This is a genomic window from Lentisphaera araneosa HTCC2155, from assembly GCF_000170755.1.
GTDB lineage: Bacteria > Verrucomicrobiota > Lentisphaeria > Lentisphaerales > Lentisphaeraceae > Lentisphaera > Lentisphaera araneosa.
The window spans coordinates 1-14,993 of the sequence record NZ_ABCK01000013.1 but is presented as its reverse complement, the minus strand read 5'-3'; the positions used below and the strand labels follow the sequence as shown (position 1 = coordinate 14,993).

Sequence of the window (14,993 nt, the reverse complement as noted above, 5' to 3'; positions counted from 1 at the left end):
CAACATGAAAAAATTTTTACTTCTCGTCATTTGCTTGAGTTCCTTAGCAAATGCCAAGCAAATACACGTCTACAAAGATCAGAACAACCTCAGTTCTGCCCATAAAGAGTGGCAAGAACTTCGACAAAACAATTATCAAGACACTATTGAGATTATCATCCACGAAGGCACTCATCACCTAAATCAAAGTTTGATTTTTGATGAGCGTGGCTCTGATGCCAAAACGCTTATTCGTTCTGCAACAGGTGAATCAGCAACTATTAGCGGAGCTCGCAAAATTGAAGGCTGGACTCGAACTGAACTAATGAATGGCAAAATCTGGTCCGCGCCAGTTCCTTGGGCTGAAGGAGAGCATTATTTCCATGCGCTTTTCAAGGGAAATCAAATGTTAAAACGAGCGAGCTCAGAAATCATTGAACTCAGTAATGAGGCTCCCAGTAAATTCTATTGTAACGATATGCAGAGTCGTTTCGAGTTCAATACGCACCCCGAAATAGCTAAGCTAGAGAATATTAAAGATATCGAGCTCTTTGGTCAACCAACTCGTAAATGGTTGGTAAACTATTTACCCCTTGAGCGTGTGGGTGCCAAAAAAACGAAACTCAAGATCCCTGCGACCTATATCATGAGTGGTGAATGGCAGATAGAAAACTCCCTGCAACATCTCGATGAGGCTGGCGAATGGTGTTTGAACAACGGCACTCTCTACTACTGGCCAAAAGATGATCAAGTCAAAGATATTTTTGCACCCTACCTCAATGAACTCATTCGCATTGAAGGAAAAACTGATTCGAGTTTAGAAGGAAAAGGGGAACGACCTGCAAAGAATTTTATTTTTGAAAACCTCAGCTTTAGTCACGCCGATCGTCAACGCTGGACTAAAAATGATATTGGTCTTCAGCACGACTGGAACATGTGGGATAAAGCTAATGGACTCATTCGTTTTCGGGGTGCCCAAGATTGCGAAGTCCACAATTGCAATTTCATCAATTCTGCGAGTGATGGAGTTCGACTCGATCTTTATTGCCAAAATATTACAATCGCCAATAATCGTTTTAGTAAACTCGGTGGTACCGCCATACTTTTAGCGGGGTATGGCCCAGGAAAGAAAGACGTCAATCACCACAATACCATTATCAATAATAGCTTAAGCGAAATTGGCTCACTCTACTGGCATTCGCCAGGCATCTTTGTTTGGCAGAGTGGTCATAACTTGATTGCCAAGAATCATATTTACGATCAAGGTTATAGCGGCATTATTGTCGCTGGCGTTAGACGTCGTTTTTTCTCTCAAAAATTCCCCAAAGATCAACGAGCTGATAAAAACCCCTTTAAGTTTTGGCAGTTCCCAAAGGGCACAAGGGAACACTTGCCTTCTATTCGCTGGGATGAGATCAAATATATCAAAGATCCTTTAGATTGGAAAGCCTACGAGCCCTACATGCATGCTCGACATAATATTATTGAGTTCAATGAAGTTCACGATTGCATGAAGCGCTTGCACGATGGCAATGGCATTTACTTATCTGCTCATGGTAATGATAATTTAGTTCGCTATAATTTAGTTTATAATCACCCCAAGGGTTCGATGATTCGGACGGATGATGACTCACATTATTCTTTATTGAGCTTCAATATTTTATTGGGCACAACAGGAAAAGATGGCCTGTGTATGAAGGGGCAGAACACTTTCGAGAATAACTTTTTCTTCAATACGCGTTTTACCACAGGCATGGCCGGAAATAGAGCGGAGTACTCATCGAGCTTTCGCAAGAATGTTTTCTACTCGACGGGAAACATCAATGATTTTCATTACAAAACTTTTATGATGGGCCCGATGCTCAATGATAATATTTATTATTCTAATCATAACAAACAGGCCGATAATTTCTTAGATAAAGTGCATCTCAAAGGCCAGGATAGCCGTAGCCTCATGGCAGATCCGCAATTTATAGATCTTCCAGCGGGAGAACTTTCTTTTGCAGAGAACTCTCCTGCTTCAGAAATCGGCATTCGTCCTATCACTAAATCACAGTTCCTCAACATTGGCACGACTGATGATCCTTGGCTCAAGCGCCAGGGTTCAAGCTTACCCGTTAAATGGAATGATATGCAAGGCGACTATTACTACTACGTCAATAAAATAAAACGCGTTCACTAACACCTGAATCCATGAGTTAAGCTCCCGTTCACTTTCACTAATGAACTGGAGTTTTTTTTTGACTCCTAGCGCTTTTCCAAAATCTTTGAATCGCCCTTTGAACAAGCATTACTTAGCTCAATTATCGACGAAGGCGATAAATTTTACTAGCCCTCTGTGAGCCTATCTAAGGCTACTTATTAGAAATATAATATTCGATCCTTGAAGGGAGCCAAGCACAAAATGGAAAGGACTGTACGCCCTCTTCGAGGACGAGCTTCTTATTTATAGAGTTCCCTAGGTTCATTTCATTCACCTAGGGCTAATAGTATTCTCCCCCTCCGGGGAAGAGTCCTTGCTATATAAAGCTCAATTGTCGACGAAGGCGATAAACTTTGAATAGTCCTTTGTGAGCCTATGAACCTAAGGCTATTAACATTCTCCCTCTCTGGGGAAGAGTCCTTACAAAATAAAGTATTAAGCTGAATCCATGAACTACTGAGTTCACGGAGTCAGGATAAAATTCACCAAAAACTACCAGAAGATCTTTTAAGCTTATGGCACTTATCTTTCCTGTAAATAGGCGCTTACTAAATCATTTTCTCATTGCTTGATTCATTTTAGAAAAAGAATCAAACTTAAGGTCTTTGATATTAAGTTTATCTGCAATGTGGTCACTCACTTCTTTGGCGATGATGTAAGAACCCTTGAGGGAAAAATGGACATTTACGGGCATCTGTAATTCTTTTAAACGGGGCTGTGTAAATTTATATAAATCGTTAATTTCTATTTTGTTGGTCATCATGACTTTTTCAGCTGCGTCATTGTAGCGTTGGGCATCAACGGGAAGTCGACATGGCACCACTCCCTTTGGATAATCTGTTGTTGTGGCAAAAATAAGTTTAGCTTTAGTCGCTTTTAATGAGGTCACTAATTTTTGAAGATTCATTTCATAATCCTCTACACTACGCACCGGTGCTGCGGAAGGATCTCTTGCCTCTTTGTAATGAGTTCCTGGTTGGATTCTTTTTAAATCATGAAGTCCCCAGTTAAAATGAATCAAGTCCCATTTTTTAACATCTTGAGTTTTTAACCATGCCTCAAGATTGCGGAGGCCGCTTGCGGTATCACCGCAGTTCAAGGGTTTATCATTCGCAACCGGGCGATAAACATTGGCTTTCCCTTTTAACATCTCGCGGACGTAAAGTGTATAGCCAATTGAAATAGAATCACCTAAGATAAGAACATTAGGTAAACTCGGATCTGGTACAAGCTGCCATTTATAGGCTTTTGCCTTCTCTTCAAAAGAACCTGGTTCGACAGAAAAAGCTGTAAAGCTCAAAGTAAAAACAATCAGAATACGGTAAAATAAGTTCATAAAAAATCCTCAAATAGCTTCTTTAGCTATTTTCTGCTGTCCCATTGAGTATTACGAGTATTTGACTGTGACCAAGGATCAAAACCAGAACCTTCATAAGTCGAAGTATAAGTTCTGTATTCCACATGACCATCCGCATAAAGAAAATTCATTTTCCATAAACCATGAGCCCAGAAATCTGTATTGCTTTGCTGATTCAAAATCGTCCAAGCAGTTGCCACTGCATAGCTATAATGGCCTAAAGTATTTTCTTGTATCTGATTTTCCATTAAGGCAATACTATCATCAGGATCCGTGATTTGACTGACTTGTAAAGACTCCATCTCTGTACTGTCGCCTGACCAAGGATCACTTGTGATACCACGATAAACTAAGCCCGCACCTGTATCTGCATCATCAGAAGAAAGTTTACCTCTCGTTAAGGAGTAGGAACGCACGGCCATTTCATTGCCACCGTTATTTGTTGTTTCTCCTCTTTTATCTGCTGAGCAACGATAAACTTTTCCCGCCGACTGTTGAGCATGACCTGCTGCATAACCAAAGGCGTCCATATCTGGCTCACTTAATTGACGTCCATCGTAAGAACTTAATTGATCGTCCCAAGACCAGCCTCTAACACTCGATGAACCATCGTTAGTCATTGCTGGGTAATGACTAGCGTTATCATCGGCATACATCAGTAGTGAATGAGAAATTTGCATCTGATTATTGATACAAGTGGCTCTTCTAGCAGATTCACGTGCTTTAGATAAAACGGGCAATAATAATGAGGCTAAAACACCTATTATAGCGACTACTACCAGGAGTTCTATTAAGGTAAACGATTGTCTGCTTGCTTTGTTTAATACTGCGTTATTCATTATTCCAAGTCCTTGAGTTATTAACACGTCAAGCGAGATTAAAAAAGGCATGTTACAGAAATCTGCTAATATTTTAAATTATTATAAAACAATTTCATGAAGAATGAAACTTTTCTCTTTTTATCTCGCTTATAATCTCCGTAAACATGTAAGAAACTCATTGAGCTCAGTAGCTATTAGAACTAAAAACTGAGCTTCGTGTACTATAGTGAACAAGCTCATAGCAAAAGCCTGCGGATATTTATGAATAAAAACGACATCACGAAAAGCAACTTCTCTAAGATTTTTGATGAAGCAAGCTATCTTCAGAGTGAAGAGGGTGAGACTCCGATCAGTGATTCCATTAAAAATGAAACTGATCGCTATACCCAGCTTGAGAAACACGCCACGGGTGGTCATAAAATCATCTATAAATGTCATGATGAATACACCGATCGACTTGTGGCTTTAGCTCTTCCTAGGGATTCCTGTGATCACAAGAAAGAAGAACTTTTTCTTCGTGAAGGAAGAATCAACTCACTCTTACAACACCCGAATATCATTCCTATTTACGACATGGGCTACAGAGAGAATCAGCCGTTTTTCAGTATGAAATTCATCCAGGGAAAGACTCTCGCAAGTCTTATTCAGGAGCAAGAAAAGTCAAGTCAGCCAAGGCATAGCCGAAATGAACTCATCGATATTTTTCTCAAAGTCTGTGACGCTATTTCTTACTGTCACTCTAGGGGCATTGCTCATTTAGATTTAAAGCCTGAAAATATCTGTATCGATGAATATGGAGAAGTTTATGTCTGTGACTGGGGACTCGCTATTATTCTGGATGACTCAGTCCACCTCGATGAATCCTTTCCCGAAGTCGAAAAATACTCCCTCAATTCTATCCATGAAGATAAACTAACCTTAGATGGATACTTAAAGGGCACGCCTGGATATATGGCTCCAGAGCAAAGCCATCTCATGAAAGAAAAAAAGGGCTTGCATAGCGACATCTTTTCTCTCGGTGCCATTTTGTACACCCTCTTAACATATAAAAAACCATTTACAGCAGACAATATTGAATTAACTCTTCAAAAGACCAAAGAGGGAGATTTTGTTTCTCCTTCCCGCTTAGCCGATAATCTACCTGCTCAACTTGAACTCATCTGCCTCAAGTCACTTCAAGTCCCCCTTAATCAGAGATATAAATCTGTTGAAGAATTAAAAAATGATATCCTCGCTTTCCGCAATGGTTATGCGATCTCCGCAGAGAAGAACTCAAACCTCAAAATTTTTTCTTTATTAGTGAAGCGCAACAAAGCCCTATTCGCCACAATAAGTCTTGCTTTTCTCTTCATTTCTCTTTCCACTTTTTTCTTCACCACACACTTAAAAGATTCTCGTAATAAAGCTTTTGCTCTCGCCGAAAAATTCCGTTTAAAAACCGAAGAAAGTGATCAACGCGGAGTCCTACTCTCGCAAAAACTTTATACGGATGCCATTGAACACTTTGAGCAAGATAATTTCGAAAAAGCCATCGAACTTGTCGATTACTCTCTGCAACTCAAAACTGATAATGACGCTGCACTAGAACTGCGGGGGCAACTTTTTTTCATCCAGGGGAATTTCCCTGAATCCATGAGACTTTTAGAAGAATTAAACGAAAGAAATTCCTACAGTCAATTTATTTTAGATTATACAAAGAGTAATCAATCTCCAAAAACTATGAAGAGTTTCCATCTTCTCATTTTGAAAATCAATGAAAACTTTGGTATTTTCAACTCACTGACATCCGATTTAGTTCATTATAAGATTTACTCTGATTTAACGTATCAAGAACGGCTCGAATTAGCGAGCCTCTTACTTCCCACTTTCAACAAGCTCGAAAAAATTGATCTCAAATACGACCCTCAACTCAAGTTGCTCGACCTCTCCAATAACCCTCAACTTGTTTTCCCCTATATGTTACAGAAATTCCCCGCGGAAAAAGCCGATTTCTCTAACACTTCCATCGTCAATTTTATTACTTTCCGTTCAATGCCATTAATAAGTTTAAATGTCAATTCTACTCAAATTACCAGTCTAGAAACCTTTCCCCATAACTCAATTCGTGAGCTCTCTATTGCTCACACAAAAATACGTGACCTTACTCCAATAAGGTCTAGTACCTTGCAAAGTCTGGATATTCGTGGACTCAAAATTTTAAACCACCGTGAGTTATTACAGATGTCTTATTTGAAAACACTTATTACCTCGCCTAATCAATTAGACCCAGAAGTCAAACAAGTACTTTCTCGACGTTTAAAGCTTATCGAAAAAGATTAATGACAATCCAACTCTTTATTGAGACGGGTAATTTCTTTAATTAAGGCATTACGAGCGCGCTGCTTATAGACGCGAACGGAACTCGAGGCAATCCCGATGCGTTGCTCGATTTCTTCATCAGGAATATCTTGCATAGAAAGCTCAAACACCGATCTCACTTTATCGGATAAATCGTCTTTGATACCCTCATAAGCTTTCTCTGCAATAAAAACTTTCCACTCTTTTTCAGCAATCTTTTCGATCTCTGGTTCACTGACTCGGCTCATGCTTTCTAAAGCCTCTTCATACTGAACTTCTTTCTTGGCATTATTGCCCGCTTTTGACTTCAAATAATCTTTTACGATATTACAGGTGACGAGACTCAACCAAGTGCGAAAACGGCATTTATTTGGGCGATATTCAAATTTAGGAAGATCTTTCCAGAGCTTTAAGAGTACGTTTTGTAAAAGGTCCTCATTGAGTTCAGTTTTTAAATTAAAATTACGGATAATCACGTAGATGTAATTTTTATACGTTTCCACAAAGTCTTCCCAGCAACATTCATCTTCATGATTATTCTGAAGACGCTGAATGAGTGTTAATCTGGTTGAGTAATCTTTCGACAAGGAGAACATTCCTTCTTTTTTACAAAATCCTTAGATACTATAAGAAAAAGCCATCCAGAATTCAATTCCTGTGTGTGTACTTTGCTAAGCTAAAAGAAGTTTTAACAAAGATTACCCTAAGCTTTCGCCAAAACTCAATGAAAACTCCCCTATTAAAAGCTCAATGACTTAGTCCCCAAACTTAAGGTAGAAAGTAAAGCGACAAATCCCGAAAAATGTTACAAAAGCTCATTTCAACTCCTTCGTCACTAGGCTATACTTTCTGTTTTTAGTAAGTTCTCATTCGATAAATTGAGCAAGAAGATAGAGCCATTGAAAATCAAAAAAAAATCACTACTCTATTTTATCAACTTGGAGGAATAAGAATGAAAGACTTTTTCAAAATCTTAGCCATTACCATGACCGTATTTTTTATTATGGCCGGGGCATGTGCTTACAGCGTTTATAAATCACACAAAAACTTTCCCGAATATGCAAAAAAAGAGTTCCTTTATGAAAAGTATAAGGATTACTTAAACAGCATTGATCAAGAACTCGCTTCCAGTACTTCGCTACTAGACTTTGCGGCTAAAATTGAAAAATTAGAGCACCCCGAAGAAGTCATTTACCTCTGCCTCGAAAAAGAAAGCGATTTTGATAATCACAGTAATGATAATGATGAAATCGAAATCATTAAAAAGTTCGAATCAGGTTCCAAAAGCACTTACACAAGCAACGGCACTGGCTATGGCAGAATTAACGGTCAAAACATCGTCATTATCAAGCACGATGTGAGTTCACAAAAAGGGCTTGAAACTTGCGTCATTTATTTTAAACACGAAAGCGAAAGCAAGTAAGCATAATTTTTTACTTAAAGCTCGAGTAAACATATTAATTGAATGTAAGTTCTTAGTATGAAAGTTAAGATTCCAGTCAAAGCTCACTGCTCTCAATGTTTCAAAGAAAACTCCCAAGAGTTTACCTATGAGCAAATGGGGCCGAATATTGCTGGGCTCATCATTATCACACTCGCCTTATTCATGTATGGTTATTTTGGTTTATTTAGCATTCTCATTCTGTGCTTTGGCACCCTACTTTTTCGTCGGCGCCACCTGATTTTAATTTGCCATAGCTGCAAAAAAGCTCAAAGCCTTGATATTCACGATAAAAAGCTTCTCAATCAGTTTATTCATCAAAACCAACACCGTTTCCTAAGTCTCGATTTAGATAAAGAAATACAAAAAATGAGCCTCCATTGCCTCGAGTTCGATACAATCATTGCCGAGCAATGGAGCTGCACTTATTGTGATGAAGAAAACCCAGGACATTTCCACGTTTGTTGGAATTGCAGCAATCAACGCCTTCCTCCTGGAATTGAAATGAGAGAAGACCTTTATGGTCCGAGCCCAACAAACATGCTCTCTAACCCTCTCAGCTCCAATGAAATCAGATTTGATAAAAATCATTTAGAATAAGGACCCATGATGAAAATTGCTCTTTTTAGTTCAAAGCCCTATGACGAAAAATATTTCAATCGCGAAAACAAGTTCAATCATCAGATTACCTATTTTTCTGCTCACTTGAACACGCAAACTTTGAGTCTCGCCAAGGGCTATGAAGCCATATGCGTCTTCGTCAATGATAAAATCACGCGAGAAATGATTGCGAACCTCGCAAAAAATGGCACGAAGTATATCGCCCTACGCTGTGCAGGTTTTAATAATATTGATATCAAAGCCTGTGAAGAATTTCAGATTAAAGTTTGCCGCGTCCCTGCTTATTCCCCGTATGCTGTTGCGGAACACACCGTCGCACTCATGCTCACCTTGAATAGAAGAATTTACCGCGCTTACAATCGCGTCAAAGAAGGTAACTTTGCCCTCGACGGCCTGCTCGGCTTTGATGTCCACGGAAAAACTGTGGGGATCATTGGCACGGGAAAAATCGGCGAATGTTACGCAAAGATCATGCATGGCTTCGGCACACGCCTGCTCTTTTTTGATCCTTTTGAAAACCCTAAATGCCAAGAATTGGGTAAATACACGGATCTCGACACTCTATTTAAAGAATCGGACATCATTAGTCTGCATTGTCCTCTTAGGCCCGAAACTCATCATTTGATTAACGATGAGAGCATTGCCAAAATGAAAAATAAAGTCATGATTCTCAACACCAGCCGTGGTGCCCTGATTGATACCAAGGCTTTAATTAAGGGACTTAAAGGTGCGACCATCGGCTCCGTTGGCCTCGACGTCTACGAAGAAGAAGCTGAACTCTTTTTTGAAGACTGCTCCGACACCATTATTCAAGATGACGACTTTATGCGTTTAACCACATTCCCCAACGTCATCATCACGGGCCACCAAGCTTTCTTTACTTCTACTGCACTCAGCAATATTGCAGAAACAACTCTTCAAAACCTCGATGACCTGGAATACGATAGACTCTGCTTGAACCTGGTTGAGTAATAAGCAAGTCATTAGATGTACTTAGAGTTCTGAAAGAACGGCATAGAGCTCTATACCATACCTTTGGCACTCGACTATTGGTATTGCATGTCTAAACCCAAGACTCACGTCATTGGGCTAGATTCTAGCGTACCTTCGGCACTCTATATATAATAACTATTAATTCGGCAAATAATTAGATGTACTTAGAGTTCTGAAGGAACGGCATAAAGCTCTATACCATACCTTCGGCACTCGACTATTGGTATTGCATGTCTAAACCCAAGATTCACGTCATTGGCCAAGACACTAGCGTACCTTCGGCACTCAAGATATACTAAAGTAACTAGGCTAAGATCTGGTCGATTTTTTGAAGCTCTTGTTCAGTGAATTTGAGGTTTGCTAAACTCGCAGCAGCATCTTCAATATGCGATACTTTGCTCGCGCCTAAAATCACAGAAGTCATGGCTGGTTGACGAAGTACCCAAGCTATCGCCATCTGCGATAACTTTTGGCCTCTGGCTTCTGCCATTTCGTTAAGCGCTTTAATTTTCTTGAGCGTGACTTCATCGATTCGAGAAGCATCTAGAGCTCCCGTGCTCTTGGCAGCGCGTGAATCTTCAGGAATTCCATTAAGGTATTTAGCTGTTAAAAGCCCTTGTGCCAAGGAAGAAAAGCTAATACAGCCCATACCTTCTTCTTCCACCGCATCTAATAAGCCGTCTTCCACCCAACGATCCATCATGCTATAACAAGGTTGGTGAATGAGACAAGGTGTGCCTAAATCTTTTAAAATCGCAGCCGCCTTTTTTGTGTTTTCTGCATCATAAGAAGAGATGCCTACGTAAAGTGCCTTACCTGCACGTACGATAGAATCCAAAGCGCCCATTGTCTCTTCTAAAGGAGTGTCTGGATCAAAGCGGTGAGAGTAAAAAATATCGACGTAATCTAATCCCATACGCTTGAGACTTTGATCACAACTCGCGATAAGATATTTGCGTGAACCCCATTCACCATAAGGACCCGGCCACATATCATAACCCGCTTTAGATGAAATAATCATTTCATCACGGTAAGCACCCAAGCCTTCACCCAAAATTTTGCCGAAATTACTTTCTGCGCTTCCCGCAGGTGGACCATAATTGTTGGCTAAATCAAAATGAGTAATTCCCAAATCAAATGCACGATAAGTCATTGCTTTGGCATTTTCATAAGTATCTACACCGCCCCAATTGTGCCACAAGCCTAATGAAACTGCTGGTAATTTAAGCCCACTTTTTCCACAACGATTATAAATCATTTGCGCGTATCGTTTTTCATCTGCTAAATACATCATTACTCCTCATTCATTTCATAAATTTCAAAAGACTCATGATGACATCCAAAGCTATTTAGTTCAAACTTTATGACGCTCAACAAAAAAATCCCCCAAGCCTAAGCTTGAGGGATTTAAAGATATACTAAGTTAAAACTTAGCCGCCAATTGCGTCAGTACCTTTTTCACCGGTACGAATACGAATGCATTCTTCAATTGGGTAGACAAAGATCTTACCATCGCCAATCTTACCTGTGCGAGCACCTTCGATAATGGCTTCGACTGTTTTGTCGACATAATCATCGTTGATTGCTACTTCGACACGAACTTTTTTGCGTAAATTTACTTCTACATCAACACCACGGTAATTTTCGTGGAAACCGCCCTGTTGGCCACAGCCAAGAGCATTTGTGATTGACATGCGAGTAATTTCTTTTGAATAAAGAGCCTGCTTAACAGCGTTAAGTCTTTGTGGCTGAATATATGCTACGATTAATTTCATTGTAATAGACTCCTGAAATTACTGGTTGGTGAAGATTTGGAAACCACTATAAGCTTCCATACCGTGTTCGCCGAGGTCAAGACCTTCGAGTTCTTCTTCTTCAGATACGCGGAGACCAATAGTCACTTTGATAATTGTGAAGAGAATAAAAGCACAAACGAATGCGAATGCTACGATGCAAAGAATTGATTTGATTTGTACCATTGTGTCTGCGTCATCACTGAAGATACCTGTCGCAATAACACCCCATGCGCCACAAACCAAGTGAACTGGGATAGCACCAACGGGATCGTCAATTTTGAGTTTATCGAGTAAAAGCACTGCGAGAACTACAAGGACACCTGCGATAGCACCGATAATAACAGCTGACATAGGACCTACGTTTGCTGCACCTGCAGTAATACCTACAAGACCAGCTAAAGCACCATTGAGAACCATAGAGAGGTCAGGCTTGCCAGAAAGAATCCAAGAAAGAATCATTGCGCCAACAACACCTGCTGTAGAAGCGAGAAGAGTCATAACCATGATACCAGAAGCGGCCATTGGATTTGCGTCTAATTGTGAGCCGCCATTGAAACCGAACCATCCGAACCAGAGGAGGAAAGCACCGATAGCAGCTACAGGCATGTTATGGCCCATGATAGCGAAAGTTTTACCATTAACATATTTACCGATACGTGGACCGAGTACGATTGCACCTGCAAGAGCACCAGCACCACCAGTAGCGTGAACTAAACCAGAACCAGCAAGGTCAACAAAACCCCAGTCAGAGAGGAAACCGCCGCCCCAGCCCCAAGAGCCGATAATTGGGTAGATAATACCTGCGAAAACTGTGCAGAAAATAAGGAAAGAGTTAATTTTGATACGTTCGCAAACAGCACCAGATACAATTGAAGCCGTTGCCGCAGCAAACATGGCTTGGAAAAGGAAGTCAGTCCAATAAGTATAACCACCAGCATAAGTCATGGCAGATCCACCTTCAGCAGCTTCTAAACCAAAACCGGCAAAACCAAAGAAAGAACCAATACTGAACTCACCTGGATACATGATATTAAAGCCCATCAAACCATAAACAAGAGTTGCGATTGCTACAATAGTAAAATTCTTAAAGATAATATTAACAGAGTTTTTCGCACGTGAAAAACCAACTTCTAAACAACAGAAGCCTAAGTGCATGATAAAGACGAGTACTGCAGCCATCATCATGAATACGTTGGATGTCCAAAACTTGTCATCAGATTCAAAACTTAAGCTACCTTCGCCTTCAGCTGAGATCGTGTAAGTGATCACACCTGAGTAGGTTTCACTGATGCCATCATCGACTACAGTTTTACTACCTTCAATAGCTGCAGACACTTCTGCTTTTTCAGTCTGATTATCGAAATCAACTTGAACTTTTTCTTGAAAGCTTTTGAGAGTCACACCCTCAGCAGCTGGTGCCAACTCTGTGCCGGCTGAAACACTAAAAATGCCTGTAGCCAATAAGCATACAAAGGCAAACATCAGTTTTTTCATTTTTTACTCCTAGTTAGTTAATGATCTTCATTGATCTTGTTTAGGTACGCTAATAATACTAAAAAGTATTCAAGTTTCAAGCTAGATACAAAAATGTAATTTTATTCTTTTTTTTACCATTTTTCGTATTTTTACTGTATAAAATATTTATAAATAATGACTTATAAAAAAGTACATCCTGTTAATTTTTTGGCAATAAACAATCAAAAAAATGAAACATTTAGTTTTTGATTACAAATATGTAATATTTTAATATATTTAATTACATAAAGGTAATTTTTGAATACTTTCTGAGCTTTACATTTTTAGTATCTACAAAAAAATGTAATATTATGAAGTCTTATTTATTAACACGACTCCCCCTGCTAAGGATTCATAAACATTATAGCATGAATAAATTTGGTTCTTTCTCACTTTGAGGGGATGAGGTTTGGTATCCCAGTTAAATTTCCTTTAGTGAAATAGAGCATCATTTTTAGATATTCTTTAGATCTAAACCCTCTGGCCCGTCTTTTAACTGCTGAGAAAACGGAATTAATTCCTTCCAATACAGCATTACTTGTTCCGTGCCTCCATCGAGCAATAATTCCATCAAAATGTTTTGTAAGAGATTCGGCAAATTTCTTTAGAGGGTTTAAAAAGTATTTCCACATTTCTTTTTCAGCTTCATTATGAACCCAAGATATCCATGCTTTTAACCCTAACAAAGCTTTGATTTCGGACTTCGTTTTAAAAATATCTTGGAGACTTAAGCGCATTTGGTATGCCATGGCTGTTGCAGTGTTCAGCTCTTTTAATTTTTCTATAGTTTGCTGATCTTTTTCCTTGAGTTTGTCTCTGTTCTTTTGAAATAAACGAGGCTTTTTTAGGAGGTTTCGAATATCACCTTTTGTACGGCGCTCTCTGGAACAAACTTTGCCAATTGCTTTGTTTAAGTTTTGTGCAATATGGAAGTAGTCAAATACTTTACGAGCATTGCGCATATTTGAATCAACGCCACTTTTATAAGAGGGACTCATATCCATGCTAACTTCAGTAATTGCATGAGGGTGACCGTCTTTCAGTAAAGTTCCTCGGTGATTGTTCAAAAACTTGTGCATCTTTGCCGTCTGCAGCGAATAGAACACTATGGTTTTCCATATCCACAAAAACACTTACATAACGATGACCTTTTGCGATACTCAACTCATCTACTCCAATTCTCGTGAGTTCACTCCAGTCAAGTTTGGCCCGTTCTTTATCAATATATACTCTTAGAATCCTCCATAATTTTTGATCATCAACTTTCATTAATTTACCTACTTTTGACACGGGCATATGACGCATGAGGGTCAAGGCTAATGCCTCAAAGTCTTTACTGGAATGTTTATTGACACCTTCCCAAGGAGCTCGAATTGTCCACGTTTTTTTACAGGATTTACAAAGGGCACGAGGCAATCGGCATTTTAATACAGTTTTATAAGTCCACATTTGTAGATGATCCCATAGCCTTTCATTTGCATGATCTTTTATAATTAAATCGGTTCTCTTACAACAAGGGCATTCCATACCTTCTAAAAGTTTAGCTGTATCTTTAATTGTCACTTCAATACATGATTGCTCTGCCAAAACTTCTAGTTTACTAACTTCCCATTTATCCCCGAGATTTAACATTTCTGCAAAAAGTTGTTCGGTCATCATTAGCTCCTATTTTGATAAGCTTAACAATACTCCTTGGAGCATCTATCCACAAAAAATGAGAAAGAACCATAAATTTATACTTAAATCATTAACGCTTAGATAGTTTCGAGTAAAGACCTAAGGCAAATAAAGAAAATAACATGCGCCCTGCCTATCGCTACGAAACTGAGAAGGCTATTTAATGTGACACCGCTCTGCGATGTAAGTTTCATCGTTAACTGCTCAATAGAATTTATTCATAATAACAAAAAAGCCCTCAGCTCTTAAGCTG

The 14,993-nt window shown here is 39.3% G+C and carries 13 protein-coding genes; 5 read left to right on the top strand and 8 right to left on the bottom strand.

Features of this window, described 5'->3' with window-relative positions; translation table 11 throughout:
- Positions 1-4: 4 nt before the first annotated feature.
- Entirely contained in the window at positions 5-2,161 is a 2,157-nt protein-coding gene (locus tag LNTAR_RS13635; protein WP_007279300.1) for a right-handed parallel beta-helix repeat-containing protein, read from the top strand.
- A 574-nt stretch (positions 2,162-2,735) separates the two neighbouring features.
- On the opposite strand, the gene LNTAR_RS13630 is transcribed toward LNTAR_RS13635, so the two are convergent.
- Positions 2,736-3,518 carry an SGNH/GDSL hydrolase family protein gene (locus LNTAR_RS13630; protein ID WP_007279299.1) on the bottom strand — a complete coding sequence of 261 codons (783 nt, stop codon included), beginning with the start codon at positions 3,516-3,518 and terminating at the stop codon, positions 2,736-2,738.
- 26 nt (positions 3,519-3,544) lie between these two features.
- A complete protein-coding gene (locus LNTAR_RS25800; protein ID WP_007279298.1) occupies positions 3,545-4,378 on the bottom strand; it encodes a DUF1559 family PulG-like putative transporter in 834 nt (277 codons plus the stop codon).
- A 243-nt stretch (positions 4,379-4,621) separates the two neighbouring features.
- On the opposite strand from LNTAR_RS25800, the gene LNTAR_RS13620 reads away from it, so the two are divergent.
- On the top strand, positions 4,622-6,679 hold the full coding sequence (locus LNTAR_RS13620; RefSeq protein WP_007279297.1) for a serine/threonine-protein kinase: 2,058 nt from the start codon (positions 4,622-4,624) through the stop codon (positions 6,677-6,679).
- Here the strand turns inward: LNTAR_RS13620 and LNTAR_RS13615 are convergent.
- Positions 6,676-7,293 (bottom strand): RNA polymerase sigma factor, encoded by a 618-nt coding sequence (locus LNTAR_RS13615; protein WP_420798219.1) that lies wholly within the window; start codon positions 7,291-7,293, stop codon positions 6,676-6,678. The genes LNTAR_RS13620 and LNTAR_RS13615 overlap by 4 nt on opposite strands.
- A 356-nt stretch (positions 7,294-7,649) precedes the next feature.
- Between LNTAR_RS13615 and LNTAR_RS13610 the strand changes: the two genes are divergently transcribed.
- Genes LNTAR_RS13610 through LNTAR_RS13600 form a run of 3 tightly spaced genes read left to right on the top strand, consistent with a single transcriptional unit; the run spans position 7,650 to position 9,731 of the window.
- Positions 7,650-8,120, top strand: a complete 471-nt coding sequence (locus LNTAR_RS13610; RefSeq protein WP_007279295.1) for a hypothetical protein — start codon at positions 7,650-7,652, stop codon at positions 8,118-8,120.
- 57 nt (positions 8,121-8,177) lie between these two features.
- Positions 8,178-8,738: a hypothetical protein gene (locus tag LNTAR_RS13605; RefSeq protein WP_007279294.1), complete on the top strand. Its 561-nt coding sequence runs from the start codon at positions 8,178-8,180 to the stop codon at positions 8,736-8,738.
- Between the two features lie 9 nt (positions 8,739-8,747).
- The gene (locus tag LNTAR_RS13600; protein WP_007279293.1) at positions 8,748-9,731 is read left to right on the top strand and encodes a 2-hydroxyacid dehydrogenase; all 984 of its coding nucleotides are present in this window, start codon (positions 8,748-8,750) and stop codon (positions 9,729-9,731) included.
- A 325-nt stretch (positions 9,732-10,056) separates the two neighbouring features.
- Here LNTAR_RS13600 and mgrA read toward each other — a convergent pair whose 3' ends face one another.
- The 5 genes from mgrA to LNTAR_RS28230 form a co-directional block, all read right to left on the bottom strand.
- A complete protein-coding gene (gene mgrA, locus LNTAR_RS13595; RefSeq protein WP_007279292.1) occupies positions 10,057-11,046 on the bottom strand; it encodes an L-glyceraldehyde 3-phosphate reductase in 990 nt (329 codons plus the stop codon).
- Positions 11,047-11,182: 136 nt separating this feature from the next.
- Positions 11,183-11,527 (bottom strand): P-II family nitrogen regulator, encoded by a 345-nt coding sequence (locus LNTAR_RS13590; RefSeq protein ID WP_007279291.1) that lies wholly within the window; start codon positions 11,525-11,527, stop codon positions 11,183-11,185.
- A gap of 18 nt (positions 11,528-11,545) precedes the next feature.
- Positions 11,546-13,042 (bottom strand): ammonium transporter, encoded by a 1,497-nt coding sequence (locus tag LNTAR_RS13585; protein WP_007279290.1) that lies wholly within the window; start codon positions 13,040-13,042, stop codon positions 11,546-11,548.
- 410 nt (positions 13,043-13,452) lie between these two features.
- Positions 13,453-14,142: a transposase gene (locus tag LNTAR_RS28235; protein ID WP_274377948.1), complete on the bottom strand. Its 690-nt coding sequence runs from the start codon at positions 14,140-14,142 to the stop codon at positions 13,453-13,455.
- Positions 14,075-14,722 (bottom strand): transposase family protein, encoded by a 648-nt coding sequence (locus LNTAR_RS28230; RefSeq protein WP_274377947.1) that lies wholly within the window; start codon positions 14,720-14,722, stop codon positions 14,075-14,077. Before LNTAR_RS28230 ends, LNTAR_RS28235 begins: the two co-directional genes overlap by 68 nt.
- Positions 14,723-14,993 lie beyond the last annotated feature (271 nt).

Coding starts and splice junctions, on each gene's coding strand:
- LNTAR_RS25800 (WP_007279298.1), bottom strand. CDS start 4,378: ATGAATAACGCAGTATTAAACAAAGCAAGCAGACAATCGTTTACCTTA.
- LNTAR_RS13620 (WP_007279297.1), top strand. CDS start 4,622: ATGAATAAAAACGACATCACGAAAAGCAACTTCTCTAAGATTTTTGAT.
- LNTAR_RS13610 (WP_007279295.1), top strand. CDS start 7,650: ATGAAAGACTTTTTCAAAATCTTAGCCATTACCATGACCGTATTTTTT.
- LNTAR_RS13600 (WP_007279293.1), top strand. CDS start 8,748: ATGAAAATTGCTCTTTTTAGTTCAAAGCCCTATGACGAAAAATATTTC.
- LNTAR_RS28235 (WP_274377948.1), bottom strand. CDS start 14,142: ATGCACAAGTTTTTGAACAATCACCGAGGAACTTTACTGAAAGACGGT.
- LNTAR_RS13585 (WP_007279290.1), bottom strand. CDS start 13,042: ATGAAAAAACTGATGTTTGCCTTTGTATGCTTATTGGCTACAGGCATT.
- LNTAR_RS13635 (WP_007279300.1), top strand. CDS start 5: ATGAAAAAATTTTTACTTCTCGTCATTTGCTTGAGTTCCTTAGCAAAT.
- LNTAR_RS13630 (WP_007279299.1), bottom strand. CDS start 3,518: ATGAACTTATTTTACCGTATTCTGATTGTTTTTACTTTGAGCTTTACA.
- LNTAR_RS13590 (WP_007279291.1), bottom strand. CDS start 11,527: ATGAAATTAATCGTAGCATATATTCAGCCACAAAGACTTAACGCTGTT.
- LNTAR_RS13615 (WP_420798219.1), bottom strand. CDS start 7,293: ATGTTCTCCTTGTCGAAAGATTACTCAACCAGATTAACACTCATTCAG.
- mgrA (WP_007279292.1), bottom strand. CDS start 11,046: ATGATGTATTTAGCAGATGAAAAACGATACGCGCAAATGATTTATAAT.
- LNTAR_RS28230 (WP_274377947.1), bottom strand. CDS start 14,722: ATGATGACCGAACAACTTTTTGCAGAAATGTTAAATCTCGGGGATAAA.
- LNTAR_RS13605 (WP_007279294.1), top strand. CDS start 8,178: ATGAAAGTTAAGATTCCAGTCAAAGCTCACTGCTCTCAATGTTTCAAA.